Genomic DNA, 16,881 nt, shown 5'->3' with positions numbered 1-16,881 from the left:
AATTTGATCTTGCTCACATATAATCAATCATGATTGAATATAATCATTGCAGCCCGGCAGCGGCCGAAATAGGAGAGAGCATGACTTCACAACCATGGAAAACGCCAGTCTTAGTGATTGCCGATGACTTCACCGGCGCCAATGACGCGGGCAGCGGGCTGGCACAAGCCGGAGCGCGTGTGCATGTGCTGTTTGAGAGCAGCACGCCACACGACGCTGGTGCTGCCGATGTGCTGGTGATCAGCACCGATAGCCGTGCAACCAGCGCACAAGAAGCGGCCCGGCGCACGCAAGCTGCCATTGAGCAACATCAGGCCATCGCTAACGACGGTTGGTTATTTAAGAAGATCGATTCCACGCTGCGCGGCAATCCCGGCGCGGAGATCGAAGCCGCGATGCAGGCCAGCGGTAAAACATTAGCCTTAGTGGTGCCGGCAGTGCCGAAGCTGGGACGCACCACGCGTGCGGGTGAAGTGTGGATCCATCAGCAACGTCTGATCGACAGCGAATTCGCCAGCGATCCCAAAACGCCGGTCACCAGCGGCCATGTGCTGACGCGTCTGCAGATGCAGAGCACATTGCCGGGTGAAACCCTCGACCTCGCCACGCTGCGCAGCGATCAACTGGCGCAGGTGCTGGCCAGCAAGCAAGGCTTGCTGGTGGTGGATATCGAGCAGGACGGCGACATTGCCTTGTTGATGGCCGCGGCAGCCACGCTGGAGACGCGACCGTTGTTGGCCGGAGCGTCCGGGCTCAGCGATGCGCTCGGCGCGTTGCTAGCAGCACGTCAGTCGCGTCCGGTGCTGGCGGTGGTCGGTTCGATGAGCGCCATTGCGCAGCAGCAGATTGCACGCCTCGCCAGCCAGCGTGACATCCGCATTATCGACATTGATATCCGTCAGCTGTTTGCCCAACCGGCCTGGCCGCAGGCTGAACGGTGGCAGCAAGAGATGCAGCAGGCGCTGCACGACGGCGCGCATTGCGTGGTACGCACTACCCAACATGCCGGGCAGCGTCATGAGATTGCGCAGTTGTGCCAACAGCATCAGGTTTCTCGTCAGCTATTGGGCGAACGCATCTGCCAGTTTCTCGCGCAGTTAACCCGCCGCGTGTGCCGCGAGGTGCAGCCTGCTGGGCTTTATCTCTCTGGCGGCGATGTGGCGATTGCCGTGGCCCAGGCATCAGGTGCCCGCGGTTTTCAGATTCAGGGCCTTGTGGCGGGCTGCGTGCCGCACGGGGTTTTGCTTAACAGTGAATTACACCTGCCGGTGATGACCAAAGCAGGTGGCTTTGGTGATGAAAACACCCTGGTAGAAGCCATTCGTTTTATTGAGGAGAAGTCGAGTGAGTAAAATTATTGCGATTACCATGGGCGATCCGGCGGGCATCGGCCCGGAGATCATCATTAAAGCGCTGGCAGAAGGTGAGTTAGCGGGCGCGCCTGCCGTCGTGGTCGGTTGCGCTAACACGCTGCGTCGGGTGATGGGATTACATGTCACGCCGCAGGCTGAACTGCGCGTGCTCGACCAGGTCAAGGATGCGCATTTCGCGCCCGGCATGATCAACGTAATTGATGAGCCGCTGGCGGATGCCGCCGCGCTGCAGCCTGGCGTGGTGCAGAAAGCAGCGGGTGATTTGGCCTGGCGTTGCGTTAAACGCGCCACCGAACTGGCGCTGGCTGGCGACGTGCAGGCGATCGCCACCGCACCGTTAAATAAAGAGGCGCTGCACTCGGCGGGTCATATCTATCCCGGCCACACCGAACTGCTGGCGCAACTGACCAACACCAAAAATTACGCCATGGTGCTCTACACCGATAAGCTGAAAGTGATTCACGTCACCACGCATATTGCGCTGCGTAAGTTCCTCGATACCTTAAACGGCGAGCGCATTCAAACGGTGATCGGCATGGCCGACAGCTTCCTGCGCCGCGTCGGTTTCGACCAGCCGCGCATCGCGGTGGCAGGCGTTAATCCGCATGCCGGTGAAAACGGTCTGTTTGGTGATGAAGAGATCACCATCGTCGCGCCTGCCATTAACGCCATGAAAGCGCAGGGCATTGATGTCAGCGGCCCGTGTCCGCCCGATACTGTGTTCCTGCAGTGTCAGGAAGGACAGTACGATATGGTGGTAGCGATGTACCATGATCAAGGGCATATCCCGCTGAAATTACTAGGCTTTTATGATGGTGTTAACATCACTGCGGGCCTGCCGTTTATCCGCACCTCGGCGGACCACGGCACCGCGTTTGATATCGCCTGGACAGGTAAAGCGAACTCTGCGAGCATGGCGATCTCCATTAAACTCGCGATGCAGCTTGCATAGGGAAATATGAAGGGACAAAGCCGTCTCGACCAGATTATGGATTATCTGAAGAGCCATAATTTGGTCACTGTTGAACAACTGGTGAGCGCGATTTCTGCCTCGCCAGCGACGATCCGCCGCGATCTGATCAAGCTGGATAAAGAGGGCGTTATCAGCCGCAGCCACGGCGGCGTTACACTGAATCGCTTTATCCCCAATCAGCCGACCACGCTGGAGAAGATGCAGCGTAATCTCGCCGAGAAGCAGGCCATCGCGCAGTTTGCCGCCAGCTACGTGCAGTCGGGTGATGCGGTGGTGCTGGATGCCGGCACCACCATGCTGGAGCTGGCGCGCCAGCTGACGCACCTCAAGCTGCGGGTCATCACCGCCGATCTGCATATCGCGCTGTTTCTGTCGGAGTTTAAGCAAATCGAAACCACCATTATTGGTGGACGCATCGACGATTCCAGCCAGTCGTGCATTGGCGAACATGGTCGCCGTTTGCTGCGCAGCATCAATCCTGATATTGCCTTTGTCAGCTGCAACTCGTGGAGCATCGAACGCGGGATTACCACGCCAACCGAAGAGAAAGCCGGATTGAAGATGGATCTGCTGGCCAACGCGCGCCGCCGCGTTCTGCTGGCTGACAGCAGTAAATACGGTTCATGGTCGCTGTATTGCGCCGCGCCGATTGATAGCCTGACTGATGTGGTGACGGATGCACGTCTGGATGAAGCGGTGTGCCGCGACCTGCGCGAGCGGGGTATTGGATTGGAGTTGACGGTTTAGATTTAGATTGAGATTGTGCTGGCTGTCCCCCATCCCGGCCTTCCCCCGCCAGCGGGGGAAGGAGACGCTGCCACATGCAACTCTCGAACTGACATATTGCAGCATCTTCCTCCCCCACTTGTGGGGGAGGACCGAGGAGGGGGACAGCGAGCACCGACCGAGGAGGGGGACAGCAAGCACCAACCAGCGGGCAATGATTACTTAACGTAAGCCAGCAAACTCAACGAATCGCGCGCCAGCGACTTACACTTCTTGTCGTTGGTAATGGCGATACCGCTCAAATCCTTGTAGCTCTCTTCGCCCAGCGACTTCATGTTGTAATTGCTGTAGTTGCTTAAATCCCAACGGTTCTGTTGGGCGAAAAACACCAGTGCTTTACGAATCTGCGCGTCTGGCAAATCCTGATAGCCACAATCGTTCTTGAGATAAACGAACACGGCGGTGAGGTCGGCCAGATCTTCTGCTTCGGATTCGCTCAGGGCAAAACTGGTGGAGGAGAAGCCAAGGAGTCCCGCCAGCAGCAGGATCTTGATGCTTTTCGTCATAATCATTCTCAACAAGGGACAATTTATTGACGTTAGCACAGTTATTGCCGCTATTCCGCTAAATTTGCCCTTTCGGGCCATTCCCACCCTTTTTATCAGTGCAATCTGTTTCAGGGCTTGACCCTCCCGCAGGGTAAAGGTTTACGCTGTGCCCTTATTCACGACAAGGATAAGAATATGCAACGTCGTCATTTTCTAAAGTTGACTGCCGCACTCAGCGCCGCCGGTGCGCTGCCGCTGTGGAGCCGCTCACTAATGGCCGCCACGCGCCCATTATTACCGATTCCCTCCATTTTGCAGCCTGATGCCCGCGGGCAATACACCTTGACCGCCATGACCGGTAGCAGCCAATGGAATGGCAAAGCGGTGCCTACCTGGGGATACAACGGTGGATTGCTCGGACCCGCGCTGCGTCTGCAACGCGAAAAAGCCGTCACGGTGAATATCTATAATCAACTGCCGGAAGCCACCACCTTGCACTGGCACGGGCTGGAGATCCCCGGCGATGTTGATGGCGGCCCGCAAGGGATTATTGCGCCCGGCGCGACGCGTCAGGTCAGTTTCACCCCTGATCAACCCGCCGCGACCTGCTGGTTCCATCCGCATCACCACGGCAAAACCGGTTATCAGGTGGCGCAAGGTCTGGCGGGTTTGGTGCTGCTGGAGGATGAAGCGTCCGGCAAGTTGCGTCTGCCGATGCAGTGGGGCGAAGACGATGTGCCGCTGATTTTCCAGGATAAGCAGCTAAATAAAGCGGGAACGCAAATCGATTATCAGCTCGATATCATGCGTGCCGCCGTCGGCTGGTTTGGCGACATGATGCTCACCAACGGCGTGCAGTATCCGCAGCATGCGGTGCCACGCGGCTGGCTGCGTCTGCGTTTGCTTAACGGCTGTAACGCGCGTTCGCTGCATATTGCCACCAGCGATCAACGTCAGCTGTACGTAATTGGCAGCGACGGTGGGTTGCTGGCCGAGCCGGTGAAAGTGGATAGCTTGCCGCTGCTGCCAGGCGAGCGTTTTGAAGTGCTGGTGGATACGTCAGATGGCAAAGCCTTCGACGTGGTGACGCTGCCAGTGACGCAGATGGGCATGACGCTGGCGCCGTTTGACCAACCGCTGCCGCTGGTCAACATTCTGCCGCTGCGCGTGATGGCCAGCGGTACGCTGCCGGACAAGCTGGTGGATCTGCCGCCCATTCCAGCCACCGAAGGCCTGCAAAGCCGCTGGCTGCAGCTGATGATGGATCCGCAGCTTGATCAGCAAGGTATGCAGGCGCTGATGGATCGTTACGGCGATAAAGCCATGGGCGGCATGAAAATGGATCATGGCAACATGGCGATGAGTGATAGCGCGAAGCCGATGGATCATGGCGATATGGCGATGGATCACGGCAGCCACGGCAAAACTGCCGCCTATGATTTCCATAATGGCAACAAGATCAACGGTCAGGCATTTAATATGACCAAGCCGATGTTCAACGTGGAATTGGGCAAAGTGGAGAAGTGGACGATTTCCGGTGAAGGCGATCACATGCTGCATCCGTTCCACATTCACGGCACGCAGTTCCGCATCCTGTCAGAAAACGGCAAGCCGCCTGCGCCGCATCGCGCAGGCTGGAAGGACATCGTCAACGTTAACGGCTGGCGCAGCGAAGTGCTGGTGCGCTTCAACTATGTCGCTAACGCCGACAATGTGTACATGGCGCATTGCCATCTGCTGGAGCATGAAGATACCGGCATGATGCTCGGTTTTAGCGTCAGTTAACCGACGCCTCCAGCGCCAGGCGAATATCCTCGATCAGGTCGTCAGGATGTTCGATACCAATCGACAAGCGCACGGTCGCATCGGTGATGCCAATACGCTGTCGTACATCCTGCGGTACGCCCGAATGGGTGGTGCTGGCAGGATGGCTGGCAAGCGATTCGGTGCCGCCGAGGCTCACCGCCAGCTTGAACAGTTCCAGCGTATTAAGGAAACGGAACGCCGCCGCTTGCCCGCCACGAATATCAAACGAGAAGGTTGAACCCGCGCCGCTACACTGGCGCTGATACGTTTTGCCCGCCAGACTTTCTGCCGCCAGATACGGCAGCCAATGCAGTTTTTCCACCTGCGGATGATCGCGTAAAAACGCCGCCACGTTTTCGGCATTGCTGGTGGCTTTCTCCATACGCAGCGACAGCGTTTCCAGCGAGCGGCCAATCATCCAGCTGGAGTGCGGATCCAGCTGCGTGCCGATGGCGCTGCGCAGCGAACGTACCTTGCCGATCAACGCTTTGCTACCCAGCACCGCACCGGCAATCAGGTCCGAGTGGCCGCCGACATATTTGGTCAGTGAATAGAGCGACAAATCTGCGCCATGCTGCAACGGCTGTTGGAACACCGGCCCAAGCAGCGTGTTATCGCAGGCGAGAATCGGCCGCGAACCTTGCTGCTGCGCAATCACATCCGCCACCTGCTGCATCAACTGGATATCCACCAGGCTGTTGGTGGGATTGGCGGGCGTCTCAATCAGAATCAGCGCTACGCGTCCGCGCTGCCACGCCAGCTTCGCCGCTTCATGCACCTTATCTTCATCGGTGCCATCGCTGAAACCTACCGCTTTAATCTCCAAATCGTGCAGCGTTTTGCTCAGCAGCGTTTCGGTGCCGCCGTACAGCGGCTGGGAATGCAAAATCACTTCGCCAGGACGCGCAAACGTCAGCAGCGTGGTGGCAATCGCCGACATGCCGGAAGAGAACAGCGCCGCGCTTTCCGCGCCTTCATACACCGCCAGCCGATCTTCTACGATTTCGCTGTTGGGATGATTGAAGCGTGAATAGACCAGCCCGCCAGTTTTGCCTTCCGGCGGCTGCTTGCGCCCGGCGACGAAATCGAAAAAATCCTGCCCCTCTTCGGCACTGTTAAACACGAAGGTGGAGGTGAGAAACACCGGCGGTTTCACCGCGCCTTCCGATAACTGCGGATCGTAACCGTAATTCAGCATCTGCGTTTCCGGGTGCAGATCGCGCGTACCAATCTTGGTTTTTTTACTGGATGAAGCGGTCATAGGAACTCCAGAACTCGGCGGTAAAGGGGCGGACGTGTTCCTACAGTTAACGCCAGCGCGATAAATTTCGCCACGGAATCGTTTGCGTTCTGTGCGCGGCGTTAGACGCTGGCTCGTCTATGATAGACTTCGTGGCTTTCCAAAAACCGTAACTGGACGCATGCAATGAAACATACCGTCGACGTGATGATCTCCGAGCAAGAGATCGCAACCCGAATTGCCGAACTGGGCAAGCAGATCAACGAGCACTACCGCAATAGCGGCAGCGAAATGGTGCTGGTGGGTTTGCTGCGCGGCTCCTTTATGTTTATGGCCGATCTGTGCCGCGCCATCGACGTGCCGCATGAAGTCGACTTTATGACGGCGTCAAGCTACGGCAGCGGCATGTCGAGCAGCCGCGATGTGAAAATCCTCAAAGATCTCGATGAAGATATTCGCGGCAAGGATGTGCTGATCGTGGAAGACATCATCGATTCCGGCAATACGCTGAGCAAAGTGCGTGAAATCCTGCGCCTGCGCGAGCCAAAGTCACTGGCGATTTGTACCTTGCTGGATAAGCCAGAGCGTCGTGAAGTGGACGTCACCGTCGAATTTGTTGGCTTTACCATTCCCGATGAGTTCGTGGTCGGCTTTGGTATCGATTACGCCCAGCGCTATCGCCATCTGCCGTATATCGGCAAAGTTATCCCGACCGGTGAATAACCGCACAATCGTCCAAGGCTAAACTTCCCCGCCTGCGATACACTGCGCAGCCCGTAAGCCAACGGTTTATGGGCTGGCTCGACTCTCTGCTAAACTCCATTGATTTCTTAATGTTAATGACCGCGACATCGCTCGTGCGCATTACCATTTTCATAGGCCTTTGATGTCTCTACAACAAGGTATGGATTCGCAATGACATATGCACTGGAAATTTCCGGGCTGACCAAAACCTATCCCGGCGGCGTACAGGCGCTGAAAGGACTCGATCTCAACGTGGAAGCGGGCGACTTTTACGCCCTGCTGGGGCCAAACGGCGCCGGTAAATCCACCACCATCGGTATTATCAGCTCGTTAGTGAATAAAACCGGCGGCAGCGTGCGCGTGTTTGGCTATGACCTGCAAAAAGATGTGGTCAACGCCAAGCGCCAGCTTGGGCTGGTGCCGCAGGAGTTCAACTTCAACCCGTTTGAAACCGTAATGCAGATCGTGGTCAATCAGGCTGGTTATTACGGTGTTGAACGCGCTGAAGCTAATAAACGCGCGGAAAAATACCTGAATCAGCTCGATCTGTGGGGCAAACGCAACGAACGTGCGCGCATGCTTTCGGGCGGTATGAAGCGCCGCCTGATGATCGCGCGTGCGCTGATGCATGAGCCGAAGCTGCTGATACTCGATGAACCGACCGCGGGCGTAGATATCGAACTGCGCCGTTCGATGTGGAGTTTCCTGAAAGAGCTGAATATTAAAGGCACCACCATCATCCTCACCACGCACTATTTGGAAGAGGCGGAAATGCTGTGCCGCAATATCGGTATTATTCAGAGCGGCGAGCTGGTGGAGAACACCTCGATGAAAGGGTTGCTCTCCAAGCTGCAATCCGAAACCTTTATCCTCGATCTGGCGCCGCGTAGCCCGCTGCCGCAGCTGGAGGGCTTCCAGTATCGACTGGTCGATACCTCGACGCTGGAAGTGGAAGTGATGCGTGAGCAAGGTCTGAACAGCGTGTTCAGCCAGCTGAGCACGCAGGGCGTGCAGGTGCTGAGCATGCGTAACAAAGCTAACCGCCTTGAGGAGCTGTTCGTCAGCCTGACACAGGGAAAAACAGGAGTGAAAGCATGACGCACTTGTATTGGGTGGCGCTCAAGAGCATCTGGAGCAAAGAGATCAACCGCTTCGCCCGCATCTGGATTCAGACGCTGGTGCCGCCGGTGATCACCATGACACTCTACTTCATTATCTTCGGCAATCTGATCGGTTCACGCATCGGCGATATGCACGGTTTCAGCTACATGCAGTTTATCGTGCCGGGCCTGATCATGATGGCGGTGATTACTAACGCTTACGCCAACGTGGCATCGTCGTTCTTTAGCGCCAAGTTCCAGCGCAACATTGAAGAGCTGCTGGTGGCGCCGGTGCCAACGCACATCATTATCGCCGGTTATGTCGGCGGCGGCGTGGCGCGCGGCGTGTGCGTGGGGATTTTGGTTACCGCGATTTCGTTGTTCTTCGTGCCGTTCCACGTGCATTCGTGGTCGATGGTGGCGCTGACGCTGTTGCTGACGGCGATTCTGTTCTCACTGGCGGGTCTGCTAAATGCGGTATTCGCGCGCACTTTTGACGATATCAGCCTGATTCCCACCTTCGTGCTGACGCCGTTAACCTATCTCGGCGGCGTGTTCTATTCGCTGACGCTGCTGCCTCCGTTCTGGCAAGCGGTGTCGAAGCTGAATCCGGTGGTGTATATGATCAGCGGCTTCCGTTACGGTTTTCTCGGCATCAACGATGTGCCGCTGGTGTTCACGCTATCGGTGCTGATCGCCTTTATCGTGGTGTTTTATGTGCTGGTGTATTCGCTGATTCAGCGTGGGCGCGGGTTACGGACCTAACCTGGCATAGCACCTCTGTCCCCTCCTTTGTAAAGGCCATTTTATGGCCTTTTTTTTCGTCCTGAGTTTGTCGCCTGTGGCATTAACACCTTCTTAACGGGTCAGGTTGAGATTGAGATATGTCTCAAACGCTGCCCTGTTTTGGCGCTTAAGACTGATGCTAACAGCCAATACCTTCTAAAGGTTGGACTTAAAATATTGAAGAAACTGGTCTTATTAAAATTTTAACCGCATCCGCTTTTCTCCTCGCTGCCTTATCCCGAAACGTCTTCCCTGATGTGACTTAATTTCCACAATAGATTGTCGTCATAAAAGGCTATCGGAACAGCATAAGACGTTTAGGCATTATGAAGCAGTTAACAGCAGTATTGAGCGCCATTCTTTTGGGCTTAATGGGGATTCATGCCGCGATGGCCAATATGAGCGTTTATCCCATGGTAATAAACCTGGATGAAAAGCGTAATGAAAACACGCCCATTCAAATCACCTCTAAAAGCGAAAATACCCAATATGTACGTGTGGTGGTTAAAGAGGTTATTCATCCTGCAACGCCAGAGGAACAAGAACGCGAAGTAAAAAGCTGGCAGGGTAAAAATATTGTGGTATCCCCGGTTAAGTTCGCTTTGCCTGCCGGAGCGAATAAACTCGTGCGGATTATAGCGCTGCAGCCGGTGAGTCATGAGCATGTTTACCGTATTTACTTTGAGCCGGTCGCCGCTTTAGACAGTGATGCACCGGCTGTGACCAATAAAATCAATGCTTCGATTGGCATGAGCTTAATTTGGGGTGTGCTGGTGCGCCAGCAACCATTAATCGCTCAGCCTGCCGTGGAATATGATCGACATAAACAGCAGTTGCATAATCGCGGTAATGTTCGCGTGATTCTGCAACGTTATAGTTATTGCAAAAAAGAGATGAAAGAGAATGCATGTCAATGGATCCAGGATCAACGCAGTGTCTATCCCGGTGAACGTTACACGCTGAAAATTCAGCCTAAGCATGGCGCTTTAAGGCTGGTATTTAAATTACAAGGAGAGGATCAAGAGAAAATAAGTGTCTTCCCTTGATTGTCCTGCGTAACGGCTAACATTAGCCAATTCAATAAAAGTGAATAAAGGAATAGGAAATGAAAGTGAAAGTACTCGCGGCAATGGCTTTAATGGGAGGCATGGCCTTCAATGCCTATGCGGTTGATCAGGATATTACCGTCACGGCATCCATTGATCCCATGATGACATTAATGATGGAAGATGGCTCAAATCTACCCTCAGCGATTGAAATGAAGTATCTGGCCGATATGAATAAATTGGCGCCTAAAATTATTAATACCCGCGTGCATACCAATGATGTTGAAAAAGACCTCAACATCAAACTGTATAACGCAGCGCAATTGACGCACACCCTGACGCCAGCAAACACCATTCCGCTGACGGTTAAATTTGATGGGAAAGCGTTGACGACGACTAACACTACTTTTACCGCGACCAGCCTGTTTTCAACGGCAAAAGGTGCCGGTGCGTCGCGTTCCATTCCATTGGAAATCTCCAGCGGCAATGTTACGCCTGCAGCAGGTTTTTATACCGGTCTGGTAAGACTGGCAGTGGTGCAGGCACCTTAATGCTGTTGTGACAATCGTAATATTTCTGGCTTGAGATTTTAATTGTGAAGACGTTCTCCTGGTTAATTCTATTTTTGGTCGGTGCAGCGATTTATCCCTGCCTGGCGCAGAGCCAGGAGAACGTGCCATTAGGTTTTGAAGAGTTATTACTGGGTCAGTATGAATTACTGTCTGTGCGTTTAGCCAGCCATGACTTAGGGCTTTATGATGCGCTGGTAAAACCTGATGAAATCCAGTTTTCGCAACCAGAAAAATTGGTTCAGCGGATCAAAGAAATTTATGGTTTAAGTGAGGAACACGAAAAAAAGCTAACAACGGCTTTGCGTCAGCCACTCGCCCGTAATGGGCATAAAGCCTGTTTAAATGATGTTTCCTCAATACGTTGTGGGCAATTGGATACCGAAAGTGCTGCGCTAATTTATAATGAAAGCCGCAATGATGTTGATCTGTTTATTAACGTCACATGGCTGCCACTAGCCCCTGCGGGTACTGGCTATTACGCACCTGCGCTGAACGCGCACAATGCACTTATCCATCAGCAGCAAATCAATATCGCTACGTCTGACACAACTAAAAATATCAGCATTATAGGAAATGGTGCATTGGGATTGGGCGAAAAAAGTTATCTCTCCGGTAGCTGGCAAGCATTGTTCAATCAACAATCACATTACACGGAAAAAACATTTCGCCATGATGATCTGTATGTTCGTCATGATATTGGCACACGCCGCTATGTTCAGGCTGGCGAAATGGATAAGCGCAATCTCTATGGCGCGCTCGGCGGAAATTTTAATTTATCGTTATTACCGCTGCCTAAATTTTATGGAGTACGGCTGGGCACCACCCAAAGTTACGTTAATAACAGTGAAGAGAGCGAAACAACAACACCTATCACCTTATTATTATCGCGAACCACGCGGGTGGATGTTTATCGCGATGATGAACTGTTGGGTACGCAATACCTGCCCGCAGGCGTGGTGAAACTAAATAGTCAGGCATTTCCCCAGGGACGTTATCTTTTAACGTTGAAATTCTATGAAGAGGGCGCATTAAGCCGCGTACAACAATACCCGTTTAGCAAAACGACGCTGCAGCAGGGGCCGGCAGATTTTCAATGGTTCACACAGCTGGGGAAGGTGGCTGAGGCCGTTAATTCGGCGCCAGACGTTAAAAATCCTCCCCCTTTTGCATTGCAGAGTGGCTTCAGAACGCGCCTTGCCGAACCGCTGACGATCACCAGCGCCGTTTCAGTGCTGGCAGGAGAAAGCTTTAATGAAACCCGTCTGGATTGGCAAAACGTCTCATCCCTCGGAATAGTCAATCTGGGAATCGGGGCAATGGCGAGCAAACATGGGCTGGCTGGCAATATTCAGCAGCTTGCGATGACTAAAGGCGCAACGCTTTCCTTATATCGTTATCAGCAGCAAGGTAATACCTGCATATCGGCCACGCACGCAGGTCAATATCGTTGTTCACAGAGTCTGAATGCAACGCTTTCTGGTCAGCTTGCGGGCAGCGCGGTGTCGCTGGGATACAGCAAGAGCCGCGCCTCAGTAACGCCTGACGTTAGGGTTGATCCCGCGCCTTCATATCCGCGCTATACAGATCAGCAGGCCAGCAAACAGACGCGCTGGCAGCTGGATATCAGCCGCAGTTTCACACTTAACACGCTATTAGTGTCGGCGCGTGCGGGCATCTTTCGTAGCATAAGTAGCGGTCAGGAACCCGATCGCGGTGGATACATCGGTATTTCCCTGTCCTATGTGCCGCGCGAGGAAGCCGCTTCGGATCGGCGTCACACTTCGCAGATTGGAGGCGAGTATCGCCGCCAACACAGCCAGGGGGCTGAAATGGGTTGGCAGGCTTCACATGCGGTTTCATGGTTTGCTCCGGAATATCGTGAATTAAGCGTGACCGCGACGGGCAGCCAGGGAGGCGAAATGTATTCTCAGCTCTCGGGGCGACGTGATGGGATGCATGGCAACGTCTATGGAACCTTATCCCATAACCAGGGTGGAACCAGTTTAACCGGAAGCTATAACTCGGCCTTCGCCGCCACGTCTCAGGGATTTTGGTCGGGCAGCAGCGCAGGCAGCACGGATTCTCCGGCGGGTGTGGTGGTAAGCGTGGATGCTGACAGCGCGTTATGGGGTCCAGCGGCAGAAGTCATGGCCAATGGCCATACTTATGCGCTCAATTTTGGCGACAGTGCTTTTCTTCCGGCGGTGGGATATCAATCGGGCACGCACCGCATTCGTGAGAGCACATCAAGTGATAATCAGCAGGCCGCCACGCTCAGTACCGGTGGCAGTGAACAATCATTGTTTTTGCTGCCGGGTAAAATTGTGCAGCGCAAGGTAAAAGCGCGGCTGAATTTAACCTATGTCGGACGGGCGCTCAAAGAAAATGGTATGCCATTGCGCGACGCCAGGGTGATAAATACACCGGCGCAATTAGATAGCGACGGCGGCATGTTATTTGATAGCGCACAGCGCATCACCACGCTTTATCTGCAGGAGTCGATGCAGATATACGCCTGCGCGCTACGTGTGAAGCAGCGTAAAAATGCTGTGCAGTTTGTTGGTGAAGTGATGTGTCCGCTTATAGATGTGGCGGCGCTACCAGACGCGATGCGCAAGAATATAAGCCTCGCTGCGTTTAATAACCCTTAATGGCTTCAAAAGTGAGTGACAAACAATGCCCTTTTTAACCCTGAGCTCACGCATATATAAGTGGGTAGGCATAATAATATGCGGCACGATGTTAATCACGCCGGTGGCCCATGCCGATCAGGAAGCGAGTGATATTAATAAAATTGTCACCGCCGCTGTATCCAAACAAAAACTACCGAGCAAAATTGATATTTTTGTACGCGAAATTGCTGGCTGGAAGGTGGATGATGCCCGGCGCTGGGGCTATGGCACCTATTTGTGCGATTCATCAACTGATCCGCAGCACGGGGCATGTGAAACGAGCGCGAAATATTCTGGCGGCGAAGCGGAATCTGAAATCGTATTAACTTTCACCGAGCGTAAAACGAAAAATAGCGTCAATCTGAAATTGATCGCTTACCGGCAGCCTTATGGGCGTGGCGAGGCTGCACGCTGCACCGGAGGCTATTTTACCCATGAACACTATGCCATTAACGATAAGTTCTCGCCCAACTGTGGCGGCTATCTGCGCCAGGGATCGGGCCTGAGCGTCTATATCAGTGCAGATCAGCTCGCGCTGTTGCCCAGCGGCGGCATATGGGAAGCCGATTTAAAAATAAATGTGATGCAGGGAGAGCCGTTTCAAAAAGCCGCGGAATGGCGCGTAAATATCCAATTGAATATCGATGACAATGCGGCGCAACTCTATTTTCCCGCGTTTCATACCGCTACGCCGCGTATGGCGCTTAACTTGCGTGATACGGGAAAAAATATGGCGGGCGCAGGCCACAGCTATCTGGATATGTGCATGTACGATGGTTATGGCGCCAACAGTCAATCTCTGCAATTAACGCTCTCTGATGGCGTAATGTTGCCCGATCGCAGCAGTACCGATTTCACGATTATTAAACAAGGCGCTTTGAACACGGATAAAAGCCAGCGTATCGATTTTCAGGCATTCGTGGAGTGGAATGGCATGACGCGTCAATTCACTAACCAGTCCGCGCTGATCATTCCCCGTAACGACTACGGTGACTACCGCTTGGTGATGTTGCCGGGAATCAATGTTCCGGTGGCCTGTACGCTGGGACGATTACGCTTATCGACGCCGGCCTTTGATCACGCGACTAAGGCGGCGGGTCAGTACTCAGGCACGCTGAGGCTGGAATTCAAAGTCGAAACCGGCATTCCGTAGCAGGCTGCGGGTTGTGGGAATCGAAAAAGGGCGCCGCTTTGGGCGCCCCTGAATTTAGGCCACCTGAACCGGCAACGCCTTAGCGAGGCGCTTCATTTCGTTATCGCCTTCGAAATAGGCAACTTTCGGCTGCCAGCTGCGTGCGACTTCATCTTCGACCTGCACGTAAGAGCAGATGATCATGATGTCACCAGCGCAGGCGCAGCGTGCGGCGGCACCGTTGACTGAGATGATCTTCGAGCCACGTTCAGCGGCAATTGCGTAGGTGGAAAAACGCTGGCCGTTGGTGACGTTGTAAATGTCGATGGCTTCGTATTGCAGAATGCCGGAGGCGTCGAGGAAATCCTGGTCAATGGCGCAGGAACCTTCGTAATGCAAATCTGCCTGAGTGACTTTAACGCGATGCAGTTTGCCTTGAAGTACGGTGCGAATCATAACTGTCTAACCTTGTTAAGCTGCCAATAAACAACGGAAAACTACTCCGTCAGATCCACTTGCTGATTATCAATCAGACGCGCATTGCCGAGCCATGCGGCCATCAAAATCACCGCGCGCTGGCTGTCCACGTTCAGCGCTTGTAAGGTTTCGGCATCGCAAATCGCCAGTCCATCCGGACGGAACCCCTTCTCACGCAACGCCACTTCCGCTTGCTCGATAATCTCTTCAACATGGCGCTCGCCGTTGCTCAGACGTTCGGCCATGCTGTTCATCACCTGGCTAAGACCGGCTGCAATATTACGCTCGTCGGCGGTGAGATAGCCATTGCGCGAACTCAACGCCAGGCCATCTTTTGCGCGTACCGTTGGCACGCCCACAATCTCGATATCGAAGCCCATATCCGCCACCATCTTGCGGATAATCGCCAGCTGCTGGAAATCCTTCTCGCCGAAGCAGGCGATATCTGGCTGCACCAGATTAAACAGTTTGCTGACGATGGTGGAGACGCCGCGGAAGTGTCCCGGACGGCTGGCGCCTTCCAGCAGCGATGATAAACCCGGCACTTCCACGAAGGTTTGGCTATCCAGGCCTTTGGGATAGACATCGGCGGGCGCGGGCGCAAACACCAGATCCACGCTATGACGATTCAGCTTCTCGCAGTCGTCCTGCAGCGTGCGCGGATAGCGCGCTAAATCGTCGGGACGATCAAACTGCATCGGATTGACGAAAATCGAGACCACTACAACGTCAGCGCGCTCGCGCGCTTCATCGACCAACGTCAGATGACCGTCGTGCAGGTTGCCCATGGTGGGCACCAGCGCGATACGTTTACCTGCCTGACGCCAGCGACGAATCTCACGACGCAGCATCGGCAGTGTTTCAATGATCAGCACTGCAAATCTCCTGATTTACTGGAAACTGTGTTCAGCGGCTGGATAGAGGCCCGCTTCAACGTCGGCGATATAGTGGCGAATCGCTGCACGAATGTCGCCGGTTTCTGCGAGGAAATTTTTGGCAAATTTGGGAATGTGACCGCCGGTAATGCCAAAGGCGTCGTGCATCACCAGAATCTGACCGTCAGTGACGTTGCCCGCACCGATGCCGATCACCGGCACCGACAGCGCTTTCGTAACGCGTTCCGCCAGCGCCACCGGCACGCACTCCAGCACCAGCAGCTGCATACCGGCGGCTTCCAGCGCCAGCGCATCGGCCAGCAGACGTTCAGCGGCGGCTTCATCGCGGCCCTGTACTTTGTAGCCACCGAAGATGTTCACCGACTGCGGCGTCAGGCCCAAATGGCCGCACACCGGGACAGCGCGCTCGGTTAGCATACGCACGGTTTCCGCCAGCCACTCGCCGCCTTCCAGCTTCACCATATTGGCGCCTGCGCGCATCAGCTGTGCGGCGTTAGTAAACGTCTGTTCTGGCGTGGCGTAACTCATAAACGGCAGATCGGCCATCAGCAGCGCCAGCGGTGCGCCACGGCGCACGGCGGCGGTGTGATAGGCGATATCGTCCACGGTGACCGGCAAGGTCGATTCATGGCCCTGCACGGTCATGCCGAGCGAATCGCCAATCAGCATTACCTGAATGCCTTCATCGGCAAACAGGCGGGCAAAACTGAAGTCGTACGCCGTCAGCATGGCAAATTTGCGCCCGCTGGTTTTGAGTTGGCGTAAATGGGAGAGGGTTGTTGGTTTCATC

General features: G+C 54.4%; 16 protein-coding genes. 11 read left to right on the top strand and 5 right to left on the bottom strand.

What is annotated here, in order from left to right; translation table 11 throughout:
• The first annotated feature begins 80 nt into the window (after positions 1-80).
• The 3 genes from KVT28_RS14740 to KVT28_RS14730 are packed head-to-tail and all read left to right on the top strand — an operon-like array spanning position 81 to position 3,093.
• On the top strand, positions 81-1,352 hold the full coding sequence (locus KVT28_RS14740) for a four-carbon acid sugar kinase family protein (RefSeq protein ID WP_217549081.1): 1,272 nt from the start codon (positions 81-83) through the stop codon (positions 1,350-1,352).
• Entirely contained in the window at positions 1,345-2,325 is a 981-nt protein-coding gene (locus tag KVT28_RS14735; protein ID WP_217549079.1) for a D-threonate 4-phosphate dehydrogenase, read from the top strand. Before KVT28_RS14740 ends, KVT28_RS14735 begins: the two co-directional genes overlap by 8 nt.
• 6 nt (positions 2,326-2,331) lie before the next feature.
• Positions 2,332-3,093 carry a DeoR/GlpR family DNA-binding transcription regulator gene (locus KVT28_RS14730; protein WP_101762081.1) on the top strand — a complete coding sequence of 254 codons (762 nt, stop codon included), beginning with the start codon at positions 2,332-2,334 and terminating at the stop codon, positions 3,091-3,093.
• Positions 3,094-3,290: 197 nt separating this feature from the next.
• Here KVT28_RS14730 and KVT28_RS14725 read toward each other — a convergent pair whose 3' ends face one another.
• Positions 3,291-3,638: a YacC family pilotin-like protein gene (locus KVT28_RS14725; RefSeq protein ID WP_007888732.1), complete on the bottom strand. Its 348-nt coding sequence runs from the start codon at positions 3,636-3,638 to the stop codon at positions 3,291-3,293.
• A 177-nt stretch (positions 3,639-3,815) separates the two neighbouring features.
• Here KVT28_RS14725 and cueO point away from each other — a divergent pair, with 177 nt between their 5' ends.
• Positions 3,816-5,405 (top strand): multicopper oxidase CueO, encoded by a 1,590-nt coding sequence (cueO, locus tag KVT28_RS14720; protein ID WP_217549077.1) that lies wholly within the window; start codon positions 3,816-3,818, stop codon positions 5,403-5,405.
• On the opposite strand, the gene KVT28_RS14715 is transcribed toward cueO, so the two are convergent.
• Positions 5,398-6,687: a cystathionine gamma-synthase family protein gene (locus KVT28_RS14715; RefSeq protein ID WP_217549076.1), complete on the bottom strand. Its 1,290-nt coding sequence runs from the start codon at positions 6,685-6,687 to the stop codon at positions 5,398-5,400. The two genes, cueO and KVT28_RS14715, sit on opposite strands and share 8 nt — an antisense overlap.
• Positions 6,688-6,852: 165 nt before the next feature.
• Here KVT28_RS14715 and hpt point away from each other — a divergent pair, with 165 nt between their 5' ends.
• The 7 genes from hpt to KVT28_RS14680 all read left to right on the top strand — a co-directional run bounded on the left by hpt (position 6,853) and on the right by KVT28_RS14680 (position 14,739).
• Positions 6,853-7,389 carry a hypoxanthine phosphoribosyltransferase gene (gene hpt / locus KVT28_RS14710; protein WP_192235688.1) on the top strand — a complete coding sequence of 179 codons (537 nt, stop codon included), beginning with the start codon at positions 6,853-6,855 and terminating at the stop codon, positions 7,387-7,389.
• Between the two features lie 192 nt (positions 7,390-7,581).
• Positions 7,582-8,508: an ABC transporter ATP-binding protein gene (locus KVT28_RS14705; protein WP_101762077.1), complete on the top strand. Its 927-nt coding sequence runs from the start codon at positions 7,582-7,584 to the stop codon at positions 8,506-8,508.
• Positions 8,505-9,275, top strand: coding sequence for an ABC transporter permease (locus tag KVT28_RS14700; protein WP_101762076.1), 771 nt, complete (start codon positions 8,505-8,507; stop codon positions 9,273-9,275). Before KVT28_RS14705 ends, KVT28_RS14700 begins: the two co-directional genes overlap by 4 nt.
• A gap of 347 nt (positions 9,276-9,622) precedes the next feature.
• Entirely contained in the window at positions 9,623-10,342 is a 720-nt protein-coding gene (locus tag KVT28_RS14695) for a fimbrial protein TcfA (protein WP_101762075.1), read from the top strand.
• A 59-nt stretch (positions 10,343-10,401) separates the two neighbouring features.
• On the top strand, positions 10,402-10,893 hold the full coding sequence (locus tag KVT28_RS14690; RefSeq protein WP_101762074.1) for a CS1 type fimbrial major subunit: 492 nt from the start codon (positions 10,402-10,404) through the stop codon (positions 10,891-10,893).
• Positions 10,894-10,937: 44 nt separating this feature from the next.
• Positions 10,938-13,565 carry a TcfC E-set like domain-containing protein gene (locus KVT28_RS14685; RefSeq protein ID WP_217549073.1) on the top strand — a complete coding sequence of 876 codons (2,628 nt, stop codon included), beginning with the start codon at positions 10,938-10,940 and terminating at the stop codon, positions 13,563-13,565.
• Positions 13,566-13,653: 88 nt separating this feature from the next.
• On the top strand, positions 13,654-14,739 hold the full coding sequence (locus KVT28_RS14680) for a CfaE/CblD family pilus tip adhesin (RefSeq protein ID WP_217549071.1): 1,086 nt from the start codon (positions 13,654-13,656) through the stop codon (positions 14,737-14,739).
• Positions 14,740-14,793: 54 nt separating this feature from the next.
• Here KVT28_RS14680 and panD read toward each other — a convergent pair whose 3' ends face one another.
• Genes panD through panB form a run of 3 tightly spaced genes read right to left on the bottom strand, consistent with a single transcriptional unit; the run spans position 14,794 to position 16,880 of the window.
• Complete coding sequence (panD, locus tag KVT28_RS14675) at positions 14,794-15,174, bottom strand: aspartate 1-decarboxylase (protein ID WP_007888760.1); 381 nt, start codon at positions 15,172-15,174, stop codon at positions 14,794-14,796.
• Positions 15,175-15,215: 41 nt separating this feature from the next.
• Positions 15,216-16,070: a pantoate--beta-alanine ligase gene (gene panC / locus KVT28_RS14670; protein WP_101762070.1), complete on the bottom strand. Its 855-nt coding sequence runs from the start codon at positions 16,068-16,070 to the stop codon at positions 15,216-15,218.
• A 15-nt stretch (positions 16,071-16,085) separates the two neighbouring features.
• Positions 16,086-16,880: a 3-methyl-2-oxobutanoate hydroxymethyltransferase gene (gene panB / locus KVT28_RS14665; protein ID WP_217549069.1), complete on the bottom strand. Its 795-nt coding sequence runs from the start codon at positions 16,878-16,880 to the stop codon at positions 16,086-16,088.
• Between the last annotated feature and the right edge of the window lies 1 nt (position 16,881).

This window comes from Pantoea sp. GbtcB22 (assembly GCF_019091025.1).
Taxonomy (GTDB): domain Bacteria; phylum Pseudomonadota; class Gammaproteobacteria; order Enterobacterales; family Enterobacteriaceae; genus Pantoea; species Pantoea leporis.
Note: the sequence above shows the minus strand (reverse complement) of the source record. Positions and strands in the feature narration are given on the sequence as shown.

Bases quoted from the DNA above. Each gene is read 5' to 3' on its own strand.
- KVT28_RS14725 (WP_007888732.1), bottom strand. From the start codon at position 3,638: ATGACGAAAAGCATCAAGATCCTGCTGCTGGCGGGACTCCTTGGCTTC.
- cueO (WP_217549077.1), top strand. From the start codon at position 3,816: ATGCAACGTCGTCATTTTCTAAAGTTGACTGCCGCACTCAGCGCCGCC.
- KVT28_RS14680 (WP_217549071.1), top strand. From the start codon at position 13,654: ATGTTAATCACGCCGGTGGCCCATGCCGATCAGGAAGCGAGTGATATT.
- KVT28_RS14730 (WP_101762081.1), top strand. From the start codon at position 2,332: ATGAAGGGACAAAGCCGTCTCGACCAGATTATGGATTATCTGAAGAGC.
- KVT28_RS14740 (WP_217549081.1), top strand. From the start codon at position 81: ATGACTTCACAACCATGGAAAACGCCAGTCTTAGTGATTGCCGATGAC.
- KVT28_RS14695 (WP_101762075.1), top strand. From the start codon at position 9,623: ATGAAGCAGTTAACAGCAGTATTGAGCGCCATTCTTTTGGGCTTAATG.
- KVT28_RS14690 (WP_101762074.1), top strand. From the start codon at position 10,402: ATGAAAGTGAAAGTACTCGCGGCAATGGCTTTAATGGGAGGCATGGCC.
- KVT28_RS14715 (WP_217549076.1), bottom strand. From the start codon at position 6,687: ATGACCGCTTCATCCAGTAAAAAAACCAAGATTGGTACGCGCGATCTG.
- KVT28_RS14705 (WP_101762077.1), top strand. From the start codon at position 7,582: ATGACATATGCACTGGAAATTTCCGGGCTGACCAAAACCTATCCCGGC.
- hpt (WP_192235688.1), top strand. From the start codon at position 6,853: ATGAAACATACCGTCGACGTGATGATCTCCGAGCAAGAGATCGCAACC.
- panD (WP_007888760.1), bottom strand. From the start codon at position 15,174: ATGATTCGCACCGTACTTCAAGGCAAACTGCATCGCGTTAAAGTCACT.
- KVT28_RS14700 (WP_101762076.1), top strand. From the start codon at position 8,505: ATGACGCACTTGTATTGGGTGGCGCTCAAGAGCATCTGGAGCAAAGAG.
- panB (WP_217549069.1), bottom strand. From the start codon at position 16,880: ATGAAACCAACAACCCTCTCCCATTTACGCCAACTCAAAACCAGCGGG.